This window comes from Polynucleobacter yangtzensis (assembly GCF_027924165.1).
GTDB classification, from domain to species: domain Bacteria; phylum Pseudomonadota; class Gammaproteobacteria; order Burkholderiales; family Burkholderiaceae; genus Polynucleobacter; species Polynucleobacter yangtzensis.
Genome location: NZ_AP026973.1, coordinates 1,431,608 through 1,457,897, shown reverse-complemented (window position 1 = coordinate 1,457,897; position 26,290 = coordinate 1,431,608). Strand labels below are relative to the sequence as shown.

The following is a 26,290-nucleotide window of genomic DNA, read 5'->3' as shown; positions in this document are numbered from 1 at the left end:
TTGCTTATAAAGTATTTCTACAGCAATGCTGTGGCAATCAGGGTGTAAAGCGGAATGCCCAAAATAATGTTGAACGGAAAAGTGATTCCCAAAGACATACCCATATATAAGGCGGGGTTCACTTCGGGTAAGGCGTGACGCAAAACTGCTGGTACTGCAATATACGATGCGCTCGAGGCCAATACCATGAGGAGAATGGTGTTTCCTAAAGGGAGTCCAATGAGTTTACAAAGCACTAATGCTAAGAGTGCATGTGACAGCGGTGAGCCAATCGCGTAGAGCAAGGTTATGGGCGGTTTACCTCTTAAGCCCTTGAAGTTTCTGGCGGCCATAAGTCCCATGTCTAGCAAGAAGAAAGCTAGCATGCCTTTAAAGAGATCGATCGAAAAGGGCGCCATTAACTTTTGACCTGAGTCTCCGCTCACCAGGGCCACTACCATTGATCCCAGTAACAGTAATTGCGCTCCATCGGTAAAAGACTCATGAAGTATTTTAGATATACCGGTAGGCTCGTTTTTTACGCTCGAGCCTGTTGACATGGCTGCCCTGGCCTTATTTGCCAAGACAATCGCCAGAATAATAGCGGGGGATTCCATCAGCGCCATCGCTGCCGCCATATGACCGCCATAAGTAATACCAAATTGATCTAAATATTGTGTGGCAGTAATGAAGGTAACAGCGCTGACCGAACCGTAAGTGGCTGCAATTGCAGCGGCATCAAATGCACTTAACTTTCTTCTTAAAATCCAGTAGCCAATGATGGGAATAATGACAGCAAGAAATATCGCCAACCCCAAAGAAAAAGCAATCTCAGTAGTAAACCCGGACTTGTGAAGCGCAAAGCCACCTTTCAGCCCAAGCGCCATTAATAAATAGAGCGAGAGAAACCTAGAAATTTGCGGAGGAATTTCTAGGTTGGACTTTACGGAGCCGGCAAAAACCCCAAAGATAAAAAACAGTATGGCGGGATCCAGAAAATTAGTCATGGTTTAGGGGTTTATCAGTTTTTTTGTTTAATGATTGCCTGCACAAGAGGGTGTTGAATTTTCTTCTCAGAGCGAATCGCATAAAAGTATTCATATATGTCATCACAGCTGCCCAGCAATTCGATGCCATAGGTATCTTTAAGGTCTTTTTCGATCAACTTACCGGCAGGAAAGACGCCAAGCCCACTGGCAGCAAAGGTCTTTAGTAGGGCACTATCTTCAAACTCTCCAACAATATTCGGAATAATGTCGTATTTTTTCAGCCACTGATCAATCAGTGGACGTACAGTGGAGTGTGCTGTAGGCAACAGTACTGGGAGATCCTTTAAGCACTCCGGAAACTTTCCTTTTGCTTTTTTGGAAAGCTGCTTGGGTGCATACCAGGCGATAACTGTTTTTGTTAACTCTTCGCTATAGACGTTCAGATTTTTATTACTCGGAGCTGGGCGATCGGCTAAAACGATATCCAGTCGATGCAAAGCGAGATCTGCTAGCAAATCATCAAACTCCCCTTCATGCGCAATCAATTGAACGTCTTTGTGTTTCAAGATGGGCTCGAGCATTTGCCTGGTAACAAATTTCGGCAGTCCATCAGAAACGCCAACCGTAATTTTTGTTCTAGGAGACTTGGCTGCATCTCTCACTGCTTCTGGCAGTCTCTCTCCGATAGAAAAGATTTGATCAGCAATTTCTAAGGCTGCAAACCCTGATTCAGTGAGGGCGATTCCTCTCCCGGCTGGCTTAAAGAGCATGTACCCCAGAGACTTCTCTAATTCATGTACTTGAGCGCTAATGGTTTGTATAGCCATATCCAGGCGTTCTGCCGCCTTAGACATGCTGCCTTCTTTGGCAACCACCCAAAAGTAATAGAGGTGACGATAGTTATAGGTATTAGCCATATTCAGTTTTTTCCGAAATTACTATCAATATATATCTGCTTTTAGCTAAATACAAATAAGCCTACATTAACCCCATAGTTAGTCATGGCATTTCATGTACTGCTTATTTAATCTAAACAGATAGAGGTATTCAATTGGAACTATTTAGCCCTGAGTTTTTTTCGGCACTACTAGCGATTGTGGTGATTGATTTGGTTTTGGCAGGCGATAACGCTATTGTAATTGCGATGGCTGCCAGAAATTTACCGGCCCATTTGCAAAAGAAGGCCATTGTATGGGGAGCAGTAGGCGCAATTGCAGTCAGAAGCGCAATGACACTGGTAGTGGTGTATTTGTTAAAGATCCCTGGATTGATGCTAATCGGCGGATTGCTCTTAGTGTGGATTGCTTACAAACTGCTAACCCCTGCAAAAGATGAGGATGGTGGTCATAACAATGCTTCTACTAGTTTTTGGGGCGCTATGAAAACCATTGTGATTGCTGACGCAGTCATGGGTTTAGATAACGTCTTGGCGGTAGCAGGTGCATCTCATGGAAGTTATATATTGGTAGTGCTTGGTTTGCTCATCAGCATTCCAATCGTGATTTGGGGTTCAACACAAATCCTGAAGCTGGTTGAGCGCTATCCATCTATTACCTATATAGGTGCTGGCGTGCTGGCTTGGACAGCCGCCAAGATGATGATCTCAGAGCCTATGGTTAAGGAGATGCAGTTATTCCAGAATCCTGCCTTTGGGTATGCTTTCCAAGCCCTTGTGATATTTGGTGTTCTGTTTGGTGGTTTCATGAAGAGTAGGTTGGCGTTGGAGGAGACAATTGCGCCAGCTGTAGTTGATGCAGAGGTATCCGATAAGCAGACTTATAACGTAGGAGAAAAGGTGATGAACAAAGTTCTAATTCCGGTTGATGATTCTAGTAACGCATTAATGGCCTTGAAACATGCAGTGAATATGTATGGCAATGATCGTCAAACACACTTTCATATCTGTAATGTTCAACCCACGCTGTACACACACATCAGAAAGTTTTTAAGTAAACAAACCATTAATGAGTGGCAAGCAGAGCGTGCACAAACAGCCGCAAAGTCAGCATCTGAATTTTTGGAAAAAGCTGGCGCGAATTTCTCCTTCACTTATGTGACTGGCGATAAGGGGGAAGCTCTACGAGATGAGGCGCAGCGCTTAGGTTGTAATCGTATTGTGATTGGCACTGCTAAGAAAAATACGCTCAGCCGCTTGTTTGAGAATTCAACAACAGCCAAGCTACTAGAAATCAGTGATATTCCAGTTGAGGTAGTCACTGGCAAGTCTTTATCTACGCTTGAGCGTTGGGGTATCCCAGCACTGGGCGCTGGTGCAGCAACCGCCTTAATGGCGGCAGTAATTGACTAGTTTTACATCCTGCGGTTCTCTTTATGCCCTCTAACCGAGGGCATTTTTTTAAGCAAATAATCAGTAAATAACAGAATTATTATCAATAAACATCTGCTTTATTAAGAATAAAGATCGCCTTATATTTAATCCAAGATGTTCAACAAAGGAGATAAATCATGAATGTCATATTGGAAACAAAAGAACAAATCGAACCAGAATTTAAAACATTCACAGAGAATCGCGTGAAGTTCTCTCTGAAGAGACTCTTTTGGTTGGTAAGAAAAATTAAAGTGAAGTATTCCTCTGTAGCCCAGGCAAAAACAGGCTGTAATCAAAACTGCATTATTGAATTGCAAACTTTTGATAATCGGCAGATTGAGGTGAGCTTCACTGCAAGAGACCGGAGAACGGCTTTGGATATGGGTTTAAAGAAAGTCTATAAGCATATGCAAAAGGCTTTTAATAAGGCTCAGAAGTACGGTCGATTATCTGGCCGAGCGTATGCTTGAGCTCGCAGATGGCTTTGTCGCTTATCTGTGATCTAATAAGATGAATAAACGGGGAGTAGCCTGCCCATTAATGGGTCTCACATATCGTCATTACGGCCTTCGCGCCCGGTATGTGAGTAATTTTTAAGGCAAGACCATTTACTATTTTCTAAATGGCCAAATATTGACTTTCCACCTCAAAAACCTTCGTTCAGGCATCGTTTTGCCTTGTTATGCCCCATATTGGGGACGTTTTCTTGCTCTTCCGCCTAGCTGGTTGGATAATTTGCGTTTAGATACTTTGCAAGTTGGACGTATGACGCGGTACCGATGGTTGGTCATTGTTTTTGCTAGCACCTTAATGGCAGCAAATGTCAGCGCACAATCTAAAAAAACGTTCACTATCAATGACTTGATTTCCATCTCCTTGGAGTCCAGTCCTCAAGTGTTAGCGGCTCGCGATCAAGCTAAGGCAATTAAAGGGCAGTTGTCGACAGCAAGAGCTATTCCGAATCCGGAGTTTGAGGTGAGTACAGGCCAGCAACGATCTGCTACCGGTCCTTTGACGGTAGGTAATGTTTCATCATGGGCCGTTACTCAGCCATTGGACATGCCTTACACCCGCTTCCCTAGGGTAAATGCTGCCGAGGCAAATTTACGTGCAGCTGAAGCAACGCGTGTTGCTTTTGAAGTTGAGACGATTTCGAGAGTGCAGCAGCGCTTTTATGAACTCATGCGCCGTGAAGCAGAGCAAAAAGCTGCTGAAGAAGATATGAGTCTGACGAAACAGATTCGTGATCGTATGCAAATACGGTATGACGTTGGTGAAACAGCCCGCTTCGAATTGATTCGAGTGCAAACGGAGTTTCTGAATGCGCAAATTACTGCAGAGTCTAGTAAGTTACGTGTGGAGCAGGCTCGTAGTCAGTTACGCCAAGTGGTGGGCCATCAATTGCCTGCAGATTTTACGGTTGTAGCGGAGCAGCCAAAACCTGAGGTCTTGCCATCATTAACTCAATTGTTAAACGAGGTTCAGAGTCAAAGTCCAGAGCTGCAAAAGGCAAAGGCAGAGGTTGAGGCAACGGAATCTAAATTGAGTTTTGAAAAAAATTCACGCTTACCTCGCTTGGCATTTAAGGCATCTCAATACAACGACCCTAACTTCACTGATCGCCTTTATGGTTTGCAAGTGAGTATTCCGATTTGGGACTTTAAGGGTGGTCAGATTGCTGAGGCAGAAGCCAACGCCTCTAAAGCAAAGAATCAATTAAATGCACAAAGCCAAACTTTAGATCAGCAAATGGAAACTGCTTATAAGCTTTATCAAATGACTAGTTACCAAGTCAAAATACTAAGCTCAGAAGTGGTCGAGTTAGCAGCTAGTGCGCGTCGCATTGCTGAAGTTTCTTATCGCTATGGTGAGCGAGGCATGCTCGAGTATTTGGATGCACAAAGAACATTTAGAGCAGCGCGTAATGATTTGATTAAGGCACGTTTTGATTTGGCTTCTGTGGTAACTGAGATTCAGAGATTAAGAGCGAGCCCAGAGTGGCTTGCGAAGATAGAAAGTGGAATGCAATGAACCAAGAGTTAGCAGCCATGCTGAAAAAGGTAAAAGTCTGGAAGACCTTTTTGGTGCGAAAGATTAAATTCCATAAGAAGGAATTATTCGGCCAAATTCTGCAGACCCAGAACCAGTGGTATGCACAAGCCCATCAATGGCTTGAAGAGCACGTGCCTGCCGTTACCGGCCGCTATGACAAATCGCCGCATTGGTTTAAAAAGGGTATGTTTTATCTGCCTTGGTTCTGTGCATTCATCATCATCCTGAATTACTTCAACGTATTTGATAGAAGTCCTGCAGTTAAATCAGTGCAAGACCCGAATATGGTTGTAGTTAATGAAGATTTGCATAAGATGATTGCGGATGGCAAGGTTCAAGTGTCTCCTTTTGTGGAAGAGTTGCGGGCTTCTGGCCGGATTGATTTCAACGAGCGCTTTTTGGCTCGGATTGGCGCGAATGTCACGGGGCGCGTATCTGAGATACTCGCTGTGCCGGGTCAGCAAGTAAAACAAGGCGATATTCTGGCGAAAATTACCTCTACTGAATTAACTCAATCGCAACTAGCTTACTTAAAAGCGAAGAGCGCAAGTCAACTGGCTGATCAAGCCGCTAATCGCGCAAAAATTCTCTATAAAGAGGATGTGATTGCTCTTGCAGAACTGCAAAGGCGCGAAGCCGAGGCGAGTAGTGCTAAGGCAGAGTTTCGTGCTGCGAATGATCAATTAAAAGTTCAGGGGATGGATCAAGCAAACATTGATAAGCTTGCCAAAACTGGTGTGATTGAATCCATTAATAATGTGATTGCCACAATTCCAGGTGAGATTGTTGAGCGAAAGATTAATCGTGGTCAGGTTGTACAACCTTCCGATGCATTATTTACAGTGGCCGATCTGAGCACCCTGTGGGCTGTTTCTGAGGTACCTGAGAGTAACTCCTATCTGATGCAAAAAGGACAAAAGGCTTCGGTCATCATTCCTGCACTTAGAAATCAAGAGATTGAAGGCGTCATTGCCCACGTTGATTCGATCGTAAATCCCCAGACTCGTACAGTGGTCGTTCGTATGGATTTGCCTAATAATAATGGCTCAATTAAGCCTGGTATGTTGGCAACCATGTTGATTGAGAGTCAGCCGGTTGAGAAGTTGGTTGTGCCCTTAGGCGCCATCGTTCGAGAAGATAACCATGACCACGTTTTTGTGAGATTGGATGATGACACTTATCGTATGGTGGCTGTCAAGCTCGGTCCAGAGGGCAAAGGATATCGTCCGGTGATATCGGGTCTCAAAGAGGGTCAAGAGATTGCTATTGAAGGCGCTTATCACTTAAACACAGAGCGTAAGCGTCAGCTGAGTGGTGGATAAGTAGATGATTGAAAGAATCGTTCGCCTCTCGTTACAGCAACGCCTATTGGTGGTGATTATTGCCATCGTATTGCTCGTTGCCGGACTATTGGCTACCAAGCGACTTTCTGTTGATGCGTTTCCGGACGTAACAAACGTGCAAGTCCAGGTTGCCACTGAGGCTCCTGGAAAATCACCAGAAGAGGTTGAGCGGTTTGTCACTATTCCAGTTGAATTGGCGATGACCGGCTTACCAGGTTTAACAGAGATGCGCTCTTTAAACCGTAATAACCTCTCCGTCATTACCTTAGTGTTTACAGAAAAAACGGATATTTACTTTGCTCGTCAATTAGTCACAGAGCGATTAATCGAAGTTGCTTCAAGAATGCCAGTTGGTATCACTCCTGTATTGGCGCCACCATCTACAGGTTTAGGTGAGGTATATCAGTACACCATTGATCATCCATCAGATCGACATCGTGAGCTTTCAGTGGATGAGCTCTCTGATCGTCGTGCAGTGCAAGATTGGATTGTGCGTCCAATGCTGCGCTCTATTCCTGGCGTAGCTGAGATTAATACGCAAGGTGGTTATGCCAGAGAGTATCAAGTCTTAGTAAACCCTGAACGCCTGCGCCACTATCAAATTAGTTTGCACGAGGTCTACCAAGCGCTTGCCAGAAATAATGCCAACTCTGGTGGCGGTCAGTTGCCAACGTATGCAGAGCGCTACCTGATTCGTGGCTTAGGCTTAATTACTAAGCCAGAAGATATTGGCAAGATTATTCTAAAAGAAGTGAAGGGTATTCCGGTATACGTGAAGAACGTAGCCGAAGTGACAATTGGTAGCGAGATTCGTCAGGGTGCTGCTATTAAGAATGGTTACACGGAAAGTGTTGCCGGCATCATTCAAATGATCCGCGGCGGAAATGCTAGAGATGTAGTTAATCGCATCAAACTCAAAGTTGAAGAGATTAACGAAGGTAAGTTGCTTCCTGATGGCTTGCAGATCGTGCCCTTCTACGACCGTACTGATTTGGTGAATGCTGCCATGTTCAACGTGGCAAAAGTACTGGTTGAAGGCGTGATTCTGGTAATTATTTTGCTATTCCTCTTCTTGGGGGATGTGCGCTCATCTCTGATTGTGGTTGCCACGCTGCTGCTCACGCCATTGCTTACTTTCTTGGTCATGAATCGTTATGGCATTTCAGCGAACCTGATGTCCCTAGGCGGCCTTGCCATTGCGATCGGCATTATGGTGGACGGCTCTGTAGTGGTAGTAGAGAACACCTTCGCGAAATTGGGAGAACGTCTTAAAGGGGGTGAATCTAAAAACAGGATTATCTTAGAAGCAGCATCCGAAGTCGGTAAACCCGTACTCTTTGGTGTGGGCATCATCATTCTGGTCTTTATGCCACTACTCTCACTTGAGGGTATGGAAGGCAAGATGTTTGCCCCGATGGCAATTACGATTGCTATCGCCTTAACTATCTCATTGATTCTGTCATTCACGCTATCACCTGTCTTATGCTCCTACATCTTGAAGGGCGGCGGCGAGGATGACACCAAGATTGTTAAAAAAATGCGCGCTCCGTACGAGCGTTGGTTGCATTGGTGTTTAGCTAACCCTAAATTGGTGGTCAAACGCGCCATCATTGCTCTTGGAATTAGCTTGGTTGGGTTTGTCATGCTGGGTAAGGCCTTTATTCCGGTGATGCAAGAGGGCTCGATTACTCCTGTAATTGTTCGTGCGCCAAACATCTCTTTGGACGAGTCTATTAAATTAGAGTTCGAAGCGATTAAACGCATCATGACTATTCCTGGTGTCGAAATGGCTGTTTCTCGACTTGGTAAAGGCGAGTCTCCTGCAGATCCAGGCCAGCCGAATGAGTCGGATCCGATCGTGACTCTCAAGCCCTTAGGTGATAGAGATTTAAGCCAGGAAGAAATTGCTCAACAAATTCGTGAAAAGCTCAAAACCTTACCCGGAATTGAATTAGCAATCTCCCAACCAATTGCAGCTAGGGTAGATGAGATGGTGTCAGGTGTGCGCTCACAAGTAGCGGTCAAAATCTTTGGTGATGAATTACCTGTCTTGCAAAAACTCGGCTCGCAGATTGGTCAAATCCTAACCAAGATGAAGGGTAGCAATGACTTACGTATTGAGCAGGCGTCTGGTCAGAACTATCTCAACATCAAAATTGACCGTGATGCGATTGCACGCTACGGTATCAATGTTTCCGATGTGAATGAAGTTATTGAAACGGCTATCGGCGGTAAGCAGGCCAGTACTATCTATGAGGGAGAGCGTCGCTTCCCATTGGTGCTGCGCTATCCAAGTCCTTACAGAAATAATATTGACGCCATTGAGAATATTATTTTGCATTCTCCGGATGGTGCCCAAGTATTGATGCGTGACTTGGCTGAAATTTCCTTGGTTGAAGGTCCAGCCCAAATCTCCCGCGAGTCTGGTAAGCGTCGCTTGGTTGTTGGCGTGAATGTGGAAGGACGCGACCTTGGTGGCTTTGTAAAAGAAGCCCAAGAGCTGATTGCCAAGAATGTGGAATTACCCCAAGGCTATACCTTGCAATGGGGTGGTCAGTTTGAAAACATGCAAAGAGCGATGGCTCGCCTGATGGTCATCATTCCTTTGACGGTTTTGGCCATATTCTTCTTATTGTTTATGTTATTTAAGTCGATTCGCTTGGCAGGCCTCATTATTTTAGTTCTGCCATTTGCTTCGATTGGTGGCGTGTTTGGTTTATTTATTACAGGTGAGTACCTCTCTGTACCAGCAGCGGTAGGATTCATTAACTTATGGGGTATCGCCGTGCTGAATGGTGTGGTGCTGATCTCCTTTATTAAGCAGTTACGTGAAGATGGTTACAGTATGGAAGATGCGCTCCTTCATGGTTGCGGTCACCGGTTTAGACCGGTCATGATGACTGCATCAGTGGCGATGTTGGCATTGGTACCAATGTTGTTCTCAGGCGGTCCTGGATCAGAGGTCACTCGCCCTCTGGCAGCTGTGGTGATTGCGGGATTGATCACCTCAACGGCACTCACTTTATTAGTGTTACCTGTTCTATATAGATGGTTTGAAGACAAAGAGGTGGAAGCATGATGGAAGTCAAGGCGGTTATTCGCCCCAGTAAATTACCTGCTTTACGAACAGCTCTGATGGAGACTCCTGGATTTCCGGGAATGACGGTCGCTAAGGTGGAGGGTTGTAGTGCGCCATCTAAAACCAGTAAAGCAAATATCAAAGATGAATTAACTGACTACTCAGCAAAAGTACGAGTAGAAATTATTTGTAATGATGAAGTTGCTGAAGTGCTGATGGATCGAATTGTGACGGTATGTCAGACGGGACAAGTGGGGGATGGCGTAGTTTGGTGTACTCCAGTACCAAAAGCATTCTTTATTGCTAAATCAACTGCCTGAGTTAGCTAAAAAGGTCAGCTAACCAGGTTAAGCCAAACCTAGGATTTAATGATTGCTAATGCATCCTTAAAGGATTCATTAGAGGCGTTTCCTAGCCATTCAAAGGCTAGCATCTCAGTAGTAAGAAGTGTTGCTCCAGACGAGCCAAGGCGATGAAGGGCGATATCTCGATCCAGGGATCTACGTGACCCAACCGCATCTACCAAAATAGAAACTTTGAAGTTCTGCCGCACTAACTCTAGGGCGGTTTGCATTACACATACGTGTGTTTCACATCCGGCAAGAATCAGATGCTCTCTATTTTTAGATAGCGCATTGATGAGCCCATCCTGGCAAGCATCAAAGCGATCTTTTGCAACGGTGGTTTTACATAACTTGGTGATTACATCAACGTTATGCCCCAGACTTTGCGGGCTTTGTTCGGTGCCAACAATATGAATATTTAGAAGTTTGGCGATTTTAGCGATCTTGATGCATTGCTTAAGAACCTCTTCTCCTTGATGTATGACAGGCATTAATCGACTTTGTAAGTCGATTAAAACCAGGGTAGAACGATTTGGATTTATCTTCACCATCTATTTTGCAATCAAGAGTCTCTCGAGGGGCTAACGCTTTGGAATAATGGTGTGATCAGAGAAGTTGGTTGCCGGCGGCAACCAACTAAGCTAGATGCGAAAAATGCTTAAATTACTTCACTAATAAGACAGGTTGCTTTGCTGAGCTAGAAACGCGCTGAGCAACGGAGCCAACTAGAACATCTAAGATGCCGCTGCGACCCTTAACGCCCATCACAATCATGTCAACTTTGTCCTTGTTGGCTAAGGCAATGATCTCTTCTGAGATTTGACCGCGCTTAATAGCCATATTGTGCTTAACCTTGGCAGCATCCAATACTTTCTGCGCTGGTTTTAATTCTTTTTCGCTGACTTCACGTAGGTAATCATCCACTACGCTTTTGGCTACGAATTGCTTAACGTGGCCAAGACCAATGTCATCGTGGACGCTGACTAGGGTCACCGTTACAGGGCTGCGGGAATTCTTAGCCATTTTGGCCACATATTTAGCGGCATTCAAAGAGGATTTAGAACCATCCACAGGAAGTAGTACTTTCATTTTTAACCCTTTCGTTATTTATGAATTCTTTACTCAGTTTAAGTTAAATATAGAGTGCCTACAATGGTTTCAGGCTATCTTATGACCTGTATGGCCGAACAATTGATTCAAGGCCAAAGGAATCCTTCTTTTCTTCTAATTCTTCGATCTGTTTGCGAAGTTTGGTGACTTCCCTGCAGCTCAGCTTTCTGAGTTTTTTGGAGTCAATGCCATAAGTGTCGACAAGGCGCCTACGGCGAGCACTGCAGATCTGAAATCGAATAATCCAGAACAAAGCAAATAATGCCGGAGAGAGTAGTAAAAACAAAATTGTCATAAGTTCATCTTATGCCTATTTTTATGGCGTGTCATAGAAATGAGCGTTTGATAAATTCACTCAAGAATTTACATAGAGTTCTGTTTGCCCAGTAAATGCTGGCTGAGTAGTTTGGTCGCTGGGGAATGGTTAATCCCCGCCTTGGTTGCTACTAATAAGTTGCGTTTTGCCCACGCATCTTCTAATTGAACTGCCTTCAAGCCCATAGCCTTAATTTGAGCGGCGCAGGCCTGGATAGGTAATGCGCCAATGCCCAAATTGACAGCAATCATTTGGCACATCGCATCGTAGCTACGCACCTGAATCCGTAAACTCATTTGCTTACCCAGCCTCTCGGCGCTGCGAGATGTTAGCTCCAGGAGAGAGCTGCCCCGATTCAGTCCTACAAAATCATATTGAAGACACTCTTCAAATGAAATGTTTTTTCTTTTGCTTAAGGGGTGATCTTTGCTACAAGCAATGACTAATTGGTCTTTGCCCATAATGTGCGTTTCTAATCCGGTGGTTATAGGGCCTTCAGCAAAAACACCAATATCAGCAATGCCATCCATGAGTGCTCTCACGATGTCACCGCTGAGTTGCTCTTCCACCTCAACTTGTATTTCTGGGAAGTCTTTTAAAAAGCTTGCTAAAGCTGATGGCAGAAACTCCGTTAGAGCAGACATATTGGCCCAAAGTCTCACATGACCTTTGACGCCTTTGGAATATTCACCCAACTCATTACTCAATTGTTCAAAACCCTGAAACAAGCGCAGAGCATGCTGCATGACTGCATGACCTGCATGTGTCAGCGTAACCCCTTTGACCGATCGATCCAGGAGAGCTATGCCGACCGTTTCTTCAAATTCAGATATCCGTCTACTGGCTGCTGAAAGGGCTAGGTTGCATTCACTTGCGCCCTTGGTAATGCTGCCAGATTGAACAATGGCGCAGAATAGCTTGAGGGTAACAAAGTCGACTCTGGCGGGGTTTAGCGGGGATTTCATGGGGTAATTCTACCCATACCTTCGCAAAATGAGAAGGATATGCCCATAAATAGCAATTTTCAGCCTTTATGAAGAAGGGTAAATTGTCATAAAAGCAATTCAGGGGAATGTATGGAGCCGTTAGCAAAGTTAAAGGTCGTTGAGATGGGGCAGCTCATTGCTGGACCATTTGCCGCAAAAACCTTGGCGGATTTTGGAGCTGATGTCATTAAGATCGAGCCGCCCAAGGTTGGTGATGCTTTGCGTAAATGGCGACTGTTAAAAGATGGCACATCAATTTGGTGGCAGGTGCAATCACGCAATAAGCGTTCACTCTCTTTAGACTTAAGAGAGGCAGAAGCTCAAGACATTGTCAGAACCCTGTTAAAAGAAGCGGACGTATTAATTGAAAACTTTCGCCCTGGAACATTAGAGGGTTGGGGTCTTGATCCAGAAAAATTACTCGAGCTCAATCCTAAACTCATTGTTCTGCGTATTAGCGGTTACGGTCAGACTGGCCCTTACAAAGATAAGCCTGGATTTGGTGTTGTAGCAGAAGCCATGGGTGGCTTACGTCATCTCACCGCTGAGCCTGGCAGAGTTCCAGTCCGCGTAGGCATCAGTATTGGCGATACCTTGGCATCCTTGCATGGTGTGATTGGTATTTTGTTAGCACTGCAAGAGCGACACATTAGCGGCAAAGGTCAAATCATTGATATCGCTTTATATGAGGCAGTCTTTAACTGTATGGAAAGCTTGCTGCCCGAGTACAGTGCTTTTGGTGAAGTGCGCCAGGCTGCTGGCAGTGCCTTGCCGGGCATTGCGCCAACTAATGCCTATCAATGCGCTGATGGCGGTTACGTATTGGTTGCTGGTAACGGCGACAGTATTTTTAAGCGCCTCATGACAGTCATCGGTAGGGATGACTTAGGTAATGATCCGCAACTAGAAAATAACGATGGTCGCGTTAAACGTGTGGCTGAGTTGGATCAGGCAATTGGTGAGTGGACCAAGACAGTCAGCACTACTAAGGCATTAGAGATGCTCGATTCCGTTGCAGTTCCTGCCGGCAGAATTTATACCGTTGCTGATATCGCTAGCGATCCTCATTACAAAGCCAGGGGAAACATTCAGACTATTCAGATGCAAGATGGAACTAAGGTGGATGTGCCTGGAGTTATTCCTAAGCTGTCTCGCACTCCAGGATCGATTAAGACACTTGCCCCAGATATCGGTCAGAACACTGATGAGATTCTAAAAAGCATTGGACTCACAAATGATCAAGTCGCTTCCTTAAAAGAGCGCGGCATAGCATTTACGAAGTAAAGAAAAACTAAGAAAACAAAAATAAAGTAAAAAAGAAAAAATAACTAAAGAGAATAAGCAAAGAAAAAAGCAAAGAGAAAAGCAAAGAGAAAAAATGACCAGAATTTATTTTAATGACGTAGTAATGAGGGATGGCTTGCAGATTGAAGCTAACTTTGTGCCAACAGACGATAAGGTGAAGTTGGTTGATGAGTTGAGCGAATGCGGATTTGCCAAAATTGAGGTGACCTCATTTACTTCGCCTAAGGCAATTCCGATGCTGCGTGATGCAGAGGAGGTGATGGGTCGTATAAAGCGGGTGCCAGGAGTGGAGTACACCGTTTTGGTGCCCAATTTAAGAGGTGCAGAGCGCGCCTTTGAGTCGAAGGCTGATGAATTTAATCTCGTTATGTCGACTTCGGAGACGCATAACCTCGCCAATCTGCGAATGGGTAGAGAGAAAAGTTTTGCAGGGCTTGCCGAAGTGATTAAATATGTTGATGGCAGAACACCAATCAATGTTTCACTATCGACATGCTTTGGTTGCCCTATGGAAGGTGAAGTTCCTCAAGTTGTGGTTGAGCAATTTGCACAACGCTTTGCTGATCTAGGTGTAAGAGGGCTGACGATTTGCGATACAACGGGCATGGCCAATCCCGATCAAGTTAAAAAGATGAGTGAGGTATTGCAAAAACGTTTTCCTAATTTGCAACTGACTTTGCATTTCCATAACACCAGAGGCATGGGCTTAGCCAATGTTCTAGCCGCAGTGCAATCTGGCATTGTGCGCTTTGATGGTTCCTTAGGCGGTCTGGGTGGATGCCCATATGCACCGGGAGCAAGTGGCAATATCTCTAGTGAAGATGCCATTCATATGCTTGATGCGATGGGCTATGACACTGGAATGAATATTCCTAAGTTATTGCAGCTTGCTAAAGAGTTGCCAAGGATTGTCGGGCATGAGGTACCAGGCCAGGTTGCTAAGGCGGGTAGCACTTATACATTACATCCAGAGCCAAGCTACGTAGATGAATTACGTCGTACTCAATAAGCAGAAGGAATAAATCATGATTGACCATTTAGATCACTTAGTACTCACTACCGCAAAGGAGGCGGAGTGCGTCGATTTTTATACCCGTGTTATGGGAATGAAACTGGAATCTTTTATTGGCGGTACTCCACCAGTAGAGCGTAAGGCATTTAAGTTCGGCAATCAAAAGATCAACTTGCATATCAAGGGTAAAGAGTTTGAGCCCAAGGCTGATATTCCAACACCTGGAGCATTGGATCTTTGTTTTATTGCTGATCGCCCACTTACGCAAGTGATTGAAAAGCTCAAAGCTGAAGCTTGGCCAATCATCGAGGGCCCCGTGATCCGTACCGGAGCAACACAAAAGATTAACTCTGTGTATGTGCGCGATCCCGATCAAAACCTCATTGAAATTTCTGAGCTTATTTAATCATGACCAACCACTCGAATACAGAGCCTGAAAAGGAAAGTCCTAAGACAGAAGAGTTAGGACAAGAGCAAGCAGATACCCCTGACCAGCACGGTGAAAATCAACAAAGCTCGTATAGCTCCAGAAAAGCGGGTAAGAGTAAGCGTGAAATCATGGAGGAGCTATCCCGCGCGCGCTTTCCTTGGGACGAATAAACACCAACTCCCTGTAGAACAATATAATCAGTTGATAAAGAAATTACCTAAAAAATACTACAAAAGGGACGAAACAAATGAGCAATAAATTAAAAGTAGGCTTTATTGGCCTAGGCATCATGGGTCAAAGCATGGCAGGGCACTTGTTGGCTGCTGGTCACCCTTTACATGTATTTAATCGCTCAAAAGCCAAGACCAATGATTTGGTTGCTAAAGGCGCTAAGTGGTTTGACACCATTGGCGATCTTGCTGCTGAGTCTGATGTCATCATCACGATGGTGGGTTACCCATCCGATGTAGAACAAGTTTATTTTGGCGCTGGCAATATTTTGGATCGCGCCAAGAATGCCTATCTCATCGATATGACAACTTCTAGCCCATCTCTAGCAAAGAGAATTGCAGAAGAAGCAGAAAAGCGTGGTTGCCATAGTTTGGATGCACCAGTTTCTGGTGGAGACATCGGTGCACGTAATGCCAAACTTTCCATCATGGTGGGTGGCAAGCAGGCAGACTTTGATGCAGTACTACCAGTTCTCAAAATCATGGGCACCAATGTAGTGTTACAGGGTGGTCCTGGTGCGGGGCAACATACCAAGATGTGTAATCAAATTGTGATCGCTGGAACCATCATGGGTGTAGCTGAAGGTCTGGGTTACGCCAAATCAGTAGGCCTCAATCCCGAAACGGTAATGGAATCCATCGGCGGCGGTGCTGCATCTGGCTTTCAGTTGCTCAATCTAGGCGCGAAGATGATTGTTGGTGATTACGCTCCCGGCTTCTATGTAGAGCATTTCTTAAAAGACTTAGGCATTGCTCTAGAAGAGGCTGATAAGGTCAAGCTGGAATTGCCAGCATTAGCCTTGGCCAAAAAACTCTACGATGAATTAGTTGCCAAAGGTTGCTCACGCGATGGAACGCAAGTGATCTATACGAGATACATTAAATAAAAATCCTTAGAAGCAGAAAAAACAAAAGCCCCTGAATGAAAGTTCAAGGGCTTTTTCAATTCGTTTATATAAATTCGATGATGCTAAGTTTATTGGTGGTATCGGTATTCCTGAGTCTTGCCGCCATAACCATAACTAGTAGCCCTCACATCCTGAACGTAGATATAACTTTCTTCATGAAGGCTGCCTAGGATTCGTTCGAAGCCTGAAAATGCTTCTTCAATGTACTGAGCTTTCTCATCCTTGGTATTAGTTTCATCGGTAACCTTAATATCGAAGTAAAAACTACTCTTATCTTGCTCGCTTAAAGGTTTGCCCCCTACAAACCAGTAATCAGGATCTACGTAATCAATCGCAATCGAGGTTACTTCCTTTTTCTTACCCAATATCCGATGGGTAAGATCTAGCAATAGTTCATTAATTGCTTTGGTGGTAGCAATATTCTTTTGCCCACTGACTTTCACATTCAAAATTGGCATGACCTTCTCCTTTGATAAACAACAAATAAAACAACAGAAAAGCAAACAACGGAACAACAAAAACTAGATAAAAGATAACAAAATAAGTTAGCTATGCAACTATTAAGGAAATAAAAAAGCCCCAACTACTTCAAGGCAGAGCTAATTCCACGTAGCTGTCCAACAACTTCTTCAAAATGATCACTACCTAATTCTTTCTTAAGGCGCTTAGTAACGGCACCACTGGCAGCATTGATGGCGTCTTTCATATCAGAGGCTTTCTTGGTCGGATGGATTTCTTGCTCACGACCATCTCTCTCAGAGGCTATGCGCTTTACTAGCCCCAAACGTTCTAAACCATCTAATCCTCTAGTAGCAGTAGGGCGACTGATATTCATCTGTGCAGCCAATTCACTTTGCAATTGCGGCGCTTTATCTAAAACCACCCTCAACAAAAATGCCTGGGAAGGGGTTAAGCCGAATGGCTTGAATGCAGCAGTCCATTCCCTCTCTAGCTGACGGGCTAGGCTGGTGGTATTGAAGTAGAGGCATTGTTCAAACATAAGAGCAGTGTAATACCAAATTGTTAGCTATGCAACTAAATAATTAATATAGATATTTATTGTCAATCAAAGAGAGAGGCTAATTGATAATCATTCCGTCAATCCCGAGTAATTTCGTGATGTATTCAGTCTAGCCATCCTAAGGGCGCATACTTGAGAAATGAATAAAGAATTAACAGTAATGAGAATTTGTTTATTAGCCGCATCATTGGGTTTGTTTGGCTTGGCTAGTGCAGCAACTCCGCAAGAGCTTTTAAAGACCTATGAGTCTCAGTCTGGCAAAGCATCTCCAGCCAGGGGCGAGCAATTTTTTAATGCCAAGCATGGTAAAGAGTGGAGTTGTGCTTCTTGCCACGAAAACCCGCCCAATCACGATACTAAGCACATTGTTACTGGCAAGGTAATCAAGCCTTTGTCACCTAATGCCAATCCAGCACGTTTTACTGACGAAGCTAAAGCAGATAAGTGGTTTAAGCGCAACTGTAATGATGTTCTAGGGCGTGACTGTACCGCTCAAGAAAAGGCGGATGTTCTTGCCTGGCTAATGACTATTAAATGAGGCATTCATGAAAAACTTCTTTACATTAATGTTTGCTTTTTTGATGACTGTTCCAGCCTTTGCGGCAAAGATGCCTATGCCATCAGATATGCCTAAATCCTATGAAGCTGAATGTGCCAGCTGTCACATGGCTTATCCGCCAGGACTTTTGAGTGAAAAGAGTTGGCAAAATGTCATGAGCAGTCTGAATAAACACTTTGGCACCGATGCAAGTCTTGATGCAAAAGATCAAAAAGAAATCTCTGTCTGGCTGCAAAAGAATGCCGCCACTAAGCAAAAATATAATGTAGTAGCCCCAGAAAATCGCATTACCAAAACTTCTTGGTTTATTCGTAAGCATGATGAGATCAAAGCCGATGTTTGGAAGAGGGCGGGCGTTAAAAGCCCAGCTAACTGTGGAGCCTGTCACACCACTGCAGCTGAAGGTATCTTTAGTGAAAAGAATATATCGATACCCGGCAAATGAGCAATAAACAAACCATCTTGGTGTGGGATATCCCCACGCGTGTTTTTCATTGGCTGCTAGTAATTTGCTTTGCAGGAGCGTGGCTTACTTCTGAGAGCGAGCGCCTGCAGATGATTCACTATGCGTTTGGCTATTCTGCTTGTGCTTTGGTGCTCTTCAGATTGTTCTGGGGAATAATGGGTACAAGATACGCGCGCTTTACCCAATTTCTCAAGGGCCCAGCAGAAATGATGAAGCACGCTAAGGGCCTTTTGAGCGGTGATCAACACAGCACCCCTGGGCATAACCCAGTAGGCGGAATTGTGATGGTCGGCCTCATGCTATTGATTCTATTAATAGGTCTCACTGGCTACTTCAGTGTGAAAGAATTTTTAGGCGACTTAATGGGTGAAGCGCATGAAGCAATTGCCAGCCTAGCTTTAGCAGTAGTTGTGGTTCACGTTGCCGCTGCGATCATTATGAGCTTGCTCCAAAAAGAGAATCTAGTGAGATCTATGGTGACAGGTAAAAAGCAGGGCCTGCCAGAAGAGGCGATTCGGTTTCCTCAGTATTTGATCGGGCTCTTGCTTGTTCTAGGCTCTATCTACTGCTTTTATATGATCCTGACAGGAGCTGTTCCTAGTCTTACTCAGTAAGATCTACGGCAATAGGCTACCAGTAGGTATATCTGCTATATGGCGATATCACCTCAAGAGACAAAGCCACCAAATAGGCATAGAATTAAGAAATGAGAAAGATATGTATCGCTCTTTGCCTAAGCCTATTTGCCAGCTTGATTCATGCGGCAGTGATGCCTATTGAGCAACCCGTTTCTCAATCATCGGTTTCCCAAACCCATCATCAGGTTGCTGCGGTTGATAACTCTGCCCATCATTGTGATGATGTGGCTAGCAATGCATCGGATAGCAATAGTAAGCAGCCTTGTCATGGCGATAGTTATCAATGCTGCTTAGGATTGGTATTTATTTCCCCCTTTGCAGTAATGGCTCCTGCGGATTTCAATGCAATACCAGTCTCTAGCTATTCTTCATTGGCACTTCAGCCGATGATCAGCTACATCTATAAACCTCCAAAATCCTAAGCTCTTTTTTGCATTACGCATGAGCTTGATTTGTGATGTCAAATCACACACTTATTTTGGAGAAATACAATGAACATGACTCACTACATGGAGTTATTGGCTGTTAACCAGCCTTGGAATTTAATTATCTTTATGGCCATCCCAGTCATTCTGGCGGAGACCTTAGCTATTACAGAGTTGTACTTACTGTTTACCCGAAAGTTTGATGGGGCTGTCTATTACCTCAATCGATTTGCTGGTATTGCAGTAGGTATCTACTTTGTTGGCATCATTTACTACATCGTAGCTAATGCCATCATCCCCATTACTAAGGCAGGTGAGTGGAGAACGATCATTGACGTAATTGCCGTATTTACTTATGTCATTGCTGGTCTTCCATTAATTTGGATTGCCTTACAAGAGCTAGGTCTTGTAAATAAAGCACTTGATCAAATGGGTAAGCTCAAAATTCATGCGATATGTGTAGCTCTATTCTTGGTATTTGGGCATATCGCCATGATTGCCGGTATGGCTGACCCTAGTATTCTTGGCTATAAGGGTGCGGGCACTCATCAAATGAGCGGGTCCAATGACTACGAGCATTGTGATCCTGCAATGCACCAACAGATGATGGGCGATCATCAAAAAATGATGAATGGAAGTGCGCCTTCTTCTCCAATGCCTATGGGAAACCAAAGCCATAAGCACTAATAGCAAGGTGCTCCGATGGGAGTTAAATAACAAGATTGCTTAATAGGGCCCTCGAATGAAAGTTCGGGGGCTTTTTTCTAGCTAGTACGACTACCCATCTTTTTTTTGTGGAAAAGTCTAGCCTTGATTAAGATATATTGTTTTTGATTCATTGATAAAAATAGGAGAACACATGAACCGCGAACTATTTGAAAAAGGCTTAAAAACACGTAAAGAAGTTTTGGGTGCTGAGTATGTAGAGACTTCATTAAAAAATGCAGATGACTTCAATATGCCAATGCAAGAATTGGTCACAGAGTACTGCTGGAATGAGATCTGGAATCGTCCTGGGCTTGAGAGAAAAACACGTAGCTTCTTGAATTTAGCAATGATTGCCGCCTTGAATCGTCCGCATGAATTAAAATTACATGTTCGTGGCGCTATTAACAATGGCATTACCAAGGAAGAAATTCGAGAGGTATTTATGCAAGTAGCCATTTACTGTGGCGTACCTGCGGCTATTGATAGTTTCCGTGTGGCTAAAGAGGTCTTTAAAGAGATGGGAATCTAATGAAGCCTGTAGTTTTAGGGCTATTGTTGGTAGTAGTGGTTGTTCTTTCTGGATGCGCACATCTATATAAAACGCAAATTCATGATGTCGTCTATTTGTCAGACTCTCAATTTGCTCAGATTCCTGATGGGGATGTGCGTGTCAATAGTGCAAGTGGTAAGCCTTATGTAATCACTCAACAGCATTTCCAGAACCTTCTGGCAGTTAGAAATAAGATCGTACCTGTACAAGGGCAATATATGCAAATTGCCCTGGTTGATTCAGATTTTCATACCTTGCTATTGCTATCGCATGATGGCAAAAGTTATGTAGCGATGAGTTTTGATTTTCTCAATATCTTTGGAGCTGATGAAGAGTCTTTGGCCGCCGCCATGAGCCATCAATATGCCCATATAGCCGCTGGCGATAATGCTGATGTTCAGGATAGTAGAGAAGTAAAATATTTCGTGACTAAAGAAATTGTCAGCACCGGGGTGTCTCTTTTTGCAACTGCTGCTGGTGGGTATGGTGCGGGCGCTGCAATTGATGAGGCAAAGCGTGTTCAGGATAAAGGGATTGAAGATCAGGTAAATCCTTTGGGTATGAAGTGGCTGATAGATGCCTCTTACTCACCATGTGGTTTCTTGAAGATTCAATATGTTATAGATAAAAATTCTGCCGTTTCTAGTGCACTTACTTATTTATATACACACCCTGGAATTGGTGATCGCGTGAAGCTGGCAAATCAGTACTTAAAAGAAAATAAGCTTGAGTGCAATAACCTAACGCCTGACCCATCAGCGGGTATTGTCGGTAAATCCGGCCGACTTTCTCAGCAATAATATTAGGCAATTGTCGGAATATATTATTGAGTAGTGGTATCGGAAAATTTAAAGTGTTTCCCCCTGAAGTCGCCTTTAAAACTGCGAAATGTGATAATTGAGTTAGTTAAAATTAACTACATTAATGCCAAGCCGTCTTACTTAGAAAAGGAATTCTCATGAAAGCGAAATTATTAAGTGTTTTAGCAGCTCTTATCCTGGCTGCTTGTGCTACCCCAGTGACTCAACAAGAAATTGCGCAAGCTAAGTTTTCGTCTCAACCAAATCAGGCTGCAATAGACAAAGAAGTGAATACTTATATCAAGTCTGCTGTAAATAATCCTGAAATGGCAACAAAAGAATGTTCTCCTCCACGTAAGGCATGGGCTAGGGCAATTGCTTTTGAGAAGCCAAAATTTGGCTGGATGGTAGTGTGCGATGTTAAGGCAAAGGATCGCTCTAGCGGTGATACCACCATGAAAACCTATATGTTCTTGTTTACAGCTGACGGAAATTACACCTATGATCCTTCCTCATTCACAAACATCAACAACAATGTGCAGTTTTTGGATCTGATTAAGTAAGTTGCTTCAGTTAATCAAATAAAACCACCCCTGGGTGGTTTTATAGTTTATAAAGTTAGAGAAACATACTTGGGAGACTCCAATGGTTTGGTTTTATCTCGCTATTGCCATAGCGGCAGAAGTTATGGCAACTACTGCCCTCAAATTTAGTGAAGGCTTTGCTAAAATAATGCCATCTGCACTTGTGGTGGTGGGATATGCTGGGGCATTTTATTGTTTATCAAAGGTGCTCAATCAAATCCCCATTTCTATAGCTTATGCGATTTGGTCTGGTGCAGGTGTTGCGCTTGTGGGTATCGTAGGATGGATTTGGTTAGGGCAAAAACTAGATGCTGGGGCCTTGATTGGAATTGGATTAATCATTGCTGGGGTATTGGTAATTAATATCTTTTCCCAGTCGGTGGCGCATTAATTTTATTTGCCTAATTTGAGAAGATTTTGAAAAAATTTCTTGAGCTTTCAGATGATCAAATCAGACAAGTGTTTGATATCTGCAGAAATTTGGGGATTTGTGGTGCAGTTTTTGTAGCTGCCGAGTGGCAGCTTTCTCAAATTCAATCGATATCATCAATGATTGACGTTTTTAATGCGCTAGTTTTTGTGCTTCTAATCTTTGTTGGTATTTGGTTATTTTTGATAAATCAAATCCAAGTATTTAGAAAGCTTAAAGATGGCAAAATTTTTGGGGTGAAGTTGTCATTGCTTGGCCATATCTATAACTTAGTAGCTGTTACCCTCATTGTTTCTATCTTCTTGCATTGAATCACGCGGTAAACCGAAAAATCACATAACTAGGCCTTGCTTATCCTTGAGCTCACGGCCATCTAGCGTAAACCATCCCCACCCAGTCGGCGTTCACAAGATTGACGATAGTCGCTAATTGAGGCCATACATTTATACTTGCCAAAAAGCCCATCTAAAGGTAGCTGTATGAGCGTATGTATAGTATGGCTATTCCACGCTCATTTTAAAATGTCATGATTAAAATTCTCACTCTTATGGTTTTTGTTGTATCGATATTGAGTGCATGTGCAACCTCAGTTTCGGTTCACTCAAGGCCTGCGGGGGCATTAATTAGCAGTAAAAATCAGAACTTAGGTATTTCGCCAGTTCGCATCAGCTTAGATTCTGAGATTGGTCAATCTTTTCAAAAATCTGGAGAAGGTTGTTATGAGGCTCCTTCATTCACAGCGCATTGGGCTAGCGGAGCTGTAGCCTCATCTCCTGAGTCACTCTTATGTCGTGGGCGTGACGGTAATTACAAAATATTTATTAGAAGACCGGCCAATGCGCCAGGCCTCAAAAAGGATCTTGCAGCTGCAAATACCCCAGAAGCAGTTATGGCAAGAAGGCGGGAATTCATGATGGAGAATCATTTGGGCGGATCAAACTACGTAGATAATGACAATCCTGACATGCCATCAAATGTAGTGTCTCTTGACGATCTCGAAAACCTGGGGCGCGAGTGGAAGGAGCGGGATTCAATCCAGGTTGGGCCAAGTAATTGATAGGTCTAATTGTTAAAAGAAAAAAGCCACCCGAAGGTGACTTTTTTATAACTTGAAGGTTGGGCGAGCTTGCCTTCGTCGAAACATCGTTTTCGAACTCGCGTACATCGGATTTCCAAAGTGCAGTTACCCTTGCGAATGGCTCCTACAAAGGCGATTTGATAATAAGTAAGCTTTTGTAGCTAAAGTAGAGTAAAATACAAACAGCGATTTTCAAGCTAATAGTGTTGTTGTACTAGTAATTAATACCGCAGTTCTGCGATAGTTCTTTTTAGCATCTCCCCCGCCATTCTTGAGTTTCGCCCCATTCGGGGCATTGCCCCTTTTTATATTTTTTAAGGAATAGTCAATTATGGCAAACGGAATTGTGAGATGGTTTAACGACGCTAAAGGCTTCGGCTTTATTACTCCTGAACTCGGCGGCGAAGATTTATTTGCCCATTTTTCAGCAATTAACAGCAGTGGTTTCAAGTCATTAGCTGAAGGTCAAAAGGTGACTTTTGATATTACTACTGGCCCTAAAGGCAAGCTAGCATCCAATATTCAGCCTGTTTAAATCAGGAGCAAATGCCAGGCAGAAATTATTTGCCTGGTCCAAAGCCCAGTCATGCTGGGCTTTTTATTTTTATTAAGGATGTTAAATGGCAAAAGAAGAGTTGCTTGAAATGGAAGGTCTTGTTGACGAAATTCTGCCAGATTCTCGTTATCGAATTACATTAGATAACGGCCATAAGCTTATTGCCTATACAGCGGGAAGAATGAAAAAGAATCACATCCGTATATTGGCTGGAGACAAGGTTTCTTTAGAGGTCTCACCCTATGACTTGAGCAAAGGCCGCATTACATTTAGACACCTTGAGAAGAAGCAATCTTTTGCTAGTGCGCCGAAGAGGCGATATTGATATCGTAAAGATTAAAGCCGTAAGTTCAATTTATATTTGCAAAGAATCCCAGGTGCGGGTCGATAACGCCCCGGCAGTCAAGAAATACTAAAACCACCTTCAGGTGGTTTTTCTTTGATCGCTTATTGCAACCATAAGTTATCGACATATGCCATGTAGCCAAAAGAAAAGGGACCATATTGCTGCAGTGCATATTTTATTGCTGGCATGTCTGTTGGGTAGAGGCTTAGTGACCGCATAAATAGGGCGACTTTTCCCTGTATGATATTGCGAAATATTTGGGGAAATTTTTATGAAAAATATAGCTAAAGCATTTGTATTAATTGGCGGGCTTTTTGGCGTTTCTTTTGTTCACGCTCAACAGGCTGCTACGCTGTATGAGAATGTCCGCGTGTTTAATGGGACCGCCGATAAGCTAAGCGCACCAACCAATGTCCTGGTTGTTGGCAATACCATTAAAACTATATCCAGCAAGCCAATTGAAATTCCACAGGGCATAGTTGCCACCCGTATTGCTGGTGATGGTCGTACTTTAATGCCTGGTCTTATAGATGCTCATGCTCACTTGTATCTCGGTGTGCCTCAAAGCCTGCTTTTTGATCCAGCCACTACACCAGCATTGCTTGATCAAAAGGCTTATGAATCTTCAAAAGCTACTCTCATGTCTGGATTTACCACTGTAAGAGATATGGGTGGACCAATGTTTAAATTTAAAAGTGAATTTGATGCTGCTAAAGCACCGGGTCCGCGTATTTACCCAAGCGGCACCATGATTACCCAAACATCGGGTCATGGAGACTATAGTGCACCTGAGGCTCTGCCAAGAAGTTTTGGTGGTCCACTTTCCATAGGAGAGGTATACCGAATTTCCACTTTAGCTGATGGCCGTGATCAAGTCCTAACCGCAGTTCGTTTCAATATTCGCAATGGCGCCTCGCAAATTAAATTAGCAACTGGAGGCGGTGTTGCTTCACCAAGTGATCCTGTAACAGTGCAAGAATATACGGCCGATGAAATTAAGGCTGCAGTAGAGGCGGCTACTGATCTTGGTACTTATGTTTCAACCCATGCATACAACACAAAATCAGTTCGTCGCTCTGTGGATGCTGGGGTCAAGTCTATTGAACATGGGCAACTGCTCGATGAAGCAACAGTAAAGTATTTAAAAAATAAAGATGTATGGCTTAGTACCCAAGTATTTGAGGAGTTCGATAATACATACTCACCGCTTCAGCGTCATAAAGAACATCAGGTTGTTCAAGGCGAAAGCGATGTCTTTAAATGGGCAATCAAATACAACGTCAAGATGGCATGGGGCTCAGACTTTTTCTTTCAAACCTATGGCGTTGCTCAAAATCAACAATTGGCTAAGTTAAAAAAATGGATGTCACCGGCTAGGGCGTTAAAAATGGCTACTCATGACAACGCACAATTGATGGCCTTGTCTGGTATCCGTAATCCCTATCCTGGAAAATTAGGCGTGGTTCAAGAAGGTGCTTACGCTGATTTACTATTGGTAGATGGCGACCCAACTACGAATTTAGACATCATTGCTGACCCTGCCAAGAATTTCCGCATCATCATGAAAGACGGCAAGATTTATAAAAACACTTTGTGATACTGGATGAATTCTTGTTAATCAACCCGCTTCGGCGGGTTTTTCCCCTATCCAGAGGGCGTCTTCATCATTCAAAATTCCTAATTGAGGTATCAGAATGACGACTCTTGAGCTGCTTAT

The 26,290-nt window shown here is 43.7% G+C and carries 33 protein-coding genes and 1 pseudogene; 26 read left to right on the top strand and 8 right to left on the bottom strand.

Annotation, left to right across the window (positions count from 1 at the left end):
* Nucleotides 1–17: 17 nt before the first annotated feature.
* Nucleotides 18–986: a sodium-dependent bicarbonate transport family permease gene (locus tag QMF28_RS07260; protein ID WP_281741995.1), complete on the bottom strand. Its 969-nt coding sequence runs from the start codon at nt 984–986 to the stop codon at nt 18–20.
* Between the two features lie 14 nt (nt 987–1,000).
* The gene (locus tag QMF28_RS07255; protein WP_281741993.1) at nt 1,001–1,885 is read right to left on the bottom strand and encodes a LysR family transcriptional regulator; all 885 of its coding nucleotides are present in this window, start codon (nt 1,883–1,885) and stop codon (nt 1,001–1,003) included.
* 134 nt (nt 1,886–2,019) lie between these two features.
* Here QMF28_RS07255 and QMF28_RS07250 point away from each other — a divergent pair.
* The 7 genes and pseudogenes from QMF28_RS07250 to QMF28_RS07220 form a co-directional block, all read left to right on the top strand.
* A pseudogene (locus QMF28_RS07250) lies at nt 2,020–2,688 on the top strand (TerC family protein); the annotation flags it as partial.
* On the top strand, nt 2,671–3,276 hold the full coding sequence (locus QMF28_RS07245; protein WP_371819924.1) for a universal stress protein: 606 nt from the start codon (nt 2,671–2,673) through the stop codon (nt 3,274–3,276). The pseudogene QMF28_RS07250 and the gene QMF28_RS07245, both read left to right, overlap by 18 nt.
* A gap of 158 nt (nt 3,277–3,434) precedes the next feature.
* Nucleotides 3,435–3,767: a hypothetical protein gene (locus QMF28_RS07240; RefSeq protein WP_068324210.1), complete on the top strand. Its 333-nt coding sequence runs from the start codon at nt 3,435–3,437 to the stop codon at nt 3,765–3,767.
* Nucleotides 3,768–3,930: 163 nt separating this feature from the next.
* Complete coding sequence (locus tag QMF28_RS07235) at nt 3,931–5,328, top strand: TolC family protein (protein WP_281741991.1); 1,398 nt, start codon at nt 3,931–3,933, stop codon at nt 5,326–5,328.
* Nucleotides 5,325–6,671 (top strand): efflux RND transporter periplasmic adaptor subunit, encoded by a 1,347-nt coding sequence (locus tag QMF28_RS07230; RefSeq protein ID WP_281741989.1) that lies wholly within the window; start codon nt 5,325–5,327, stop codon nt 6,669–6,671. The genes QMF28_RS07235 and QMF28_RS07230 overlap by 4 nt, the downstream gene beginning before the upstream one ends.
* A 4-nt stretch (nt 6,672–6,675) precedes the next feature.
* Entirely contained in the window at nt 6,676–9,771 is a 3,096-nt protein-coding gene (locus QMF28_RS07225) for an efflux RND transporter permease subunit (RefSeq protein WP_281741986.1), read from the top strand.
* Nucleotides 9,768–10,091 (top strand): P-II family nitrogen regulator, encoded by a 324-nt coding sequence (locus tag QMF28_RS07220; protein WP_068324201.1) that lies wholly within the window; start codon nt 9,768–9,770, stop codon nt 10,089–10,091. Before QMF28_RS07225 ends, QMF28_RS07220 begins: the two co-directional genes overlap by 4 nt.
* A 38-nt stretch (nt 10,092–10,129) precedes the next feature.
* On the opposite strand, the gene QMF28_RS07215 is transcribed toward QMF28_RS07220, so the two are convergent.
* The 4 genes from QMF28_RS07215 to QMF28_RS07200 form a co-directional block, all read right to left on the bottom strand.
* Nucleotides 10,130–10,666 carry an isochorismatase family protein gene (locus QMF28_RS07215; protein ID WP_281741984.1) on the bottom strand — a complete coding sequence of 179 codons (537 nt, stop codon included), beginning with the start codon at nt 10,664–10,666 and terminating at the stop codon, nt 10,130–10,132.
* Between the two features lie 112 nt (nt 10,667–10,778).
* Nucleotides 10,779–11,204, bottom strand: coding sequence for a universal stress protein (locus QMF28_RS07210; RefSeq protein ID WP_068324195.1), 426 nt, complete (start codon nt 11,202–11,204; stop codon nt 10,779–10,781).
* Nucleotides 11,205–11,283: 79 nt separating this feature from the next.
* Entirely contained in the window at nt 11,284–11,520 is a 237-nt protein-coding gene (locus QMF28_RS07205; protein WP_281741982.1) for a hypothetical protein, read from the bottom strand.
* Between the two features lie 68 nt (nt 11,521–11,588).
* Nucleotides 11,589–12,506, bottom strand: a complete 918-nt coding sequence (locus QMF28_RS07200) for a LysR family transcriptional regulator (protein ID WP_281741980.1) — start codon at nt 12,504–12,506, stop codon at nt 11,589–11,591.
* 111 nt (nt 12,507–12,617) lie between these two features.
* Between QMF28_RS07200 and QMF28_RS07195 the strand changes: the two genes are divergently transcribed.
* The 5 genes from QMF28_RS07195 (at nt 12,618) to QMF28_RS07175 (ending at nt 16,391) form a co-directional block, all read left to right on the top strand.
* Nucleotides 12,618–13,811 (top strand): CaiB/BaiF CoA transferase family protein, encoded by a 1,194-nt coding sequence (locus QMF28_RS07195; protein WP_281741978.1) that lies wholly within the window; start codon nt 12,618–12,620, stop codon nt 13,809–13,811.
* Between the two features lie 94 nt (nt 13,812–13,905).
* Nucleotides 13,906–14,841 (top strand): hydroxymethylglutaryl-CoA lyase, encoded by a 936-nt coding sequence (locus QMF28_RS07190; protein ID WP_281741976.1) that lies wholly within the window; start codon nt 13,906–13,908, stop codon nt 14,839–14,841.
* Between the two features lie 16 nt (nt 14,842–14,857).
* Nucleotides 14,858–15,250: a VOC family protein gene (locus QMF28_RS07185; protein WP_281741974.1), complete on the top strand. Its 393-nt coding sequence runs from the start codon at nt 14,858–14,860 to the stop codon at nt 15,248–15,250.
* Nucleotides 15,251–15,252: 2 nt separating this feature from the next.
* Nucleotides 15,253–15,444: a hypothetical protein gene (locus QMF28_RS07180; RefSeq protein ID WP_281741972.1), complete on the top strand. Its 192-nt coding sequence runs from the start codon at nt 15,253–15,255 to the stop codon at nt 15,442–15,444.
* A 77-nt stretch (nt 15,445–15,521) separates the two neighbouring features.
* On the top strand, nt 15,522–16,391 hold the full coding sequence (locus QMF28_RS07175; RefSeq protein ID WP_281741970.1) for an NAD(P)-dependent oxidoreductase: 870 nt from the start codon (nt 15,522–15,524) through the stop codon (nt 16,389–16,391).
* Nucleotides 16,392–16,480: 89 nt separating this feature from the next.
* Here the strand turns inward: QMF28_RS07175 and QMF28_RS07170 are convergent, their stop codons facing one another.
* Both QMF28_RS07170 and QMF28_RS07165 read right to left on the bottom strand, forming a co-directional pair.
* Nucleotides 16,481–16,870, bottom strand: a complete 390-nt coding sequence (locus QMF28_RS07170) for a tautomerase family protein (RefSeq protein ID WP_281741968.1) — start codon at nt 16,868–16,870, stop codon at nt 16,481–16,483.
* 125 nt (nt 16,871–16,995) lie between these two features.
* On the bottom strand, nt 16,996–17,412 hold the full coding sequence (locus QMF28_RS07165; RefSeq protein WP_281741966.1) for a MarR family winged helix-turn-helix transcriptional regulator: 417 nt from the start codon (nt 17,410–17,412) through the stop codon (nt 16,996–16,998).
* Nucleotides 17,413–17,572: 160 nt separating this feature from the next.
* Here QMF28_RS07165 and QMF28_RS07160 point away from each other — a divergent pair, with 160 nt between their 5' ends.
* The 14 genes from QMF28_RS07160 (at nt 17,573) to QMF28_RS07095 (ending at nt 26,170) form a co-directional block, all read left to right on the top strand.
* Nucleotides 17,573–17,971, top strand: coding sequence for a DUF1924 domain-containing protein (locus QMF28_RS07160; protein WP_425594891.1), 399 nt, complete (start codon nt 17,573–17,575; stop codon nt 17,969–17,971).
* A gap of 7 nt (nt 17,972–17,978) precedes the next feature.
* Nucleotides 17,979–18,437, top strand: coding sequence for a diheme cytochrome c (locus QMF28_RS07155; protein WP_281741965.1), 459 nt, complete (start codon nt 17,979–17,981; stop codon nt 18,435–18,437).
* The gene (locus tag QMF28_RS07150) at nt 18,434–19,072 is read left to right on the top strand and encodes a cytochrome b/b6 domain-containing protein (protein WP_068324168.1); all 639 of its coding nucleotides are present in this window, start codon (nt 18,434–18,436) and stop codon (nt 19,070–19,072) included. The genes QMF28_RS07155 and QMF28_RS07150 overlap by 4 nt, the downstream gene beginning before the upstream one ends.
* A gap of 92 nt (nt 19,073–19,164) precedes the next feature.
* Complete coding sequence (locus QMF28_RS07145) at nt 19,165–19,518, top strand: hypothetical protein (protein WP_281741963.1); 354 nt, start codon at nt 19,165–19,167, stop codon at nt 19,516–19,518.
* A gap of 69 nt (nt 19,519–19,587) precedes the next feature.
* Entirely contained in the window at nt 19,588–20,208 is a 621-nt protein-coding gene (locus QMF28_RS07140) for a DUF6803 family protein (RefSeq protein ID WP_281741962.1), read from the top strand.
* Between the two features lie 172 nt (nt 20,209–20,380).
* Nucleotides 20,381–20,758 (top strand): carboxymuconolactone decarboxylase family protein, encoded by a 378-nt coding sequence (locus QMF28_RS07135; RefSeq protein ID WP_068324166.1) that lies wholly within the window; start codon nt 20,381–20,383, stop codon nt 20,756–20,758.
* On the top strand, nt 20,758–21,579 hold the full coding sequence (locus QMF28_RS07130; protein ID WP_281741959.1) for a M48 family metallopeptidase: 822 nt from the start codon (nt 20,758–20,760) through the stop codon (nt 21,577–21,579). The genes QMF28_RS07135 and QMF28_RS07130 overlap by 1 nt, the downstream gene beginning before the upstream one ends.
* Nucleotides 21,580–21,737: 158 nt before the next feature.
* Nucleotides 21,738–22,142, top strand: a complete 405-nt coding sequence (locus QMF28_RS07125) for a hypothetical protein (protein ID WP_281741958.1) — start codon at nt 21,738–21,740, stop codon at nt 22,140–22,142.
* An 82-nt stretch (nt 22,143–22,224) separates the two neighbouring features.
* On the top strand, nt 22,225–22,554 hold the full coding sequence (locus QMF28_RS07120) for an SMR family transporter (RefSeq protein ID WP_281741957.1): 330 nt from the start codon (nt 22,225–22,227) through the stop codon (nt 22,552–22,554).
* Nucleotides 22,555–22,580: 26 nt separating this feature from the next.
* A complete protein-coding gene (locus QMF28_RS07115; protein WP_281741955.1) occupies nt 22,581–22,904 on the top strand; it encodes a hypothetical protein in 324 nt (107 codons plus the stop codon).
* Between the two features lie 236 nt (nt 22,905–23,140).
* Nucleotides 23,141–23,650, top strand: coding sequence for a hypothetical protein (locus QMF28_RS07110; RefSeq protein ID WP_281741953.1), 510 nt, complete (start codon nt 23,141–23,143; stop codon nt 23,648–23,650).
* Nucleotides 23,651–24,002: 352 nt separating this feature from the next.
* Nucleotides 24,003–24,206 carry a cold-shock protein gene (locus QMF28_RS07105; RefSeq protein ID WP_281741951.1) on the top strand — a complete coding sequence of 68 codons (204 nt, stop codon included), beginning with the start codon at nt 24,003–24,005 and terminating at the stop codon, nt 24,204–24,206.
* Between the two features lie 85 nt (nt 24,207–24,291).
* Nucleotides 24,292–24,552: a translation initiation factor IF-1 gene (gene infA, locus QMF28_RS07100; protein WP_215347009.1), complete on the top strand. Its 261-nt coding sequence runs from the start codon at nt 24,292–24,294 to the stop codon at nt 24,550–24,552.
* Nucleotides 24,553–24,844: 292 nt separating this feature from the next.
* Nucleotides 24,845–26,170 carry a metal-dependent hydrolase family protein gene (locus tag QMF28_RS07095; RefSeq protein ID WP_281741948.1) on the top strand — a complete coding sequence of 442 codons (1,326 nt, stop codon included), beginning with the start codon at nt 24,845–24,847 and terminating at the stop codon, nt 26,168–26,170.
* Nucleotides 26,171–26,290 lie beyond the last annotated feature (120 nt).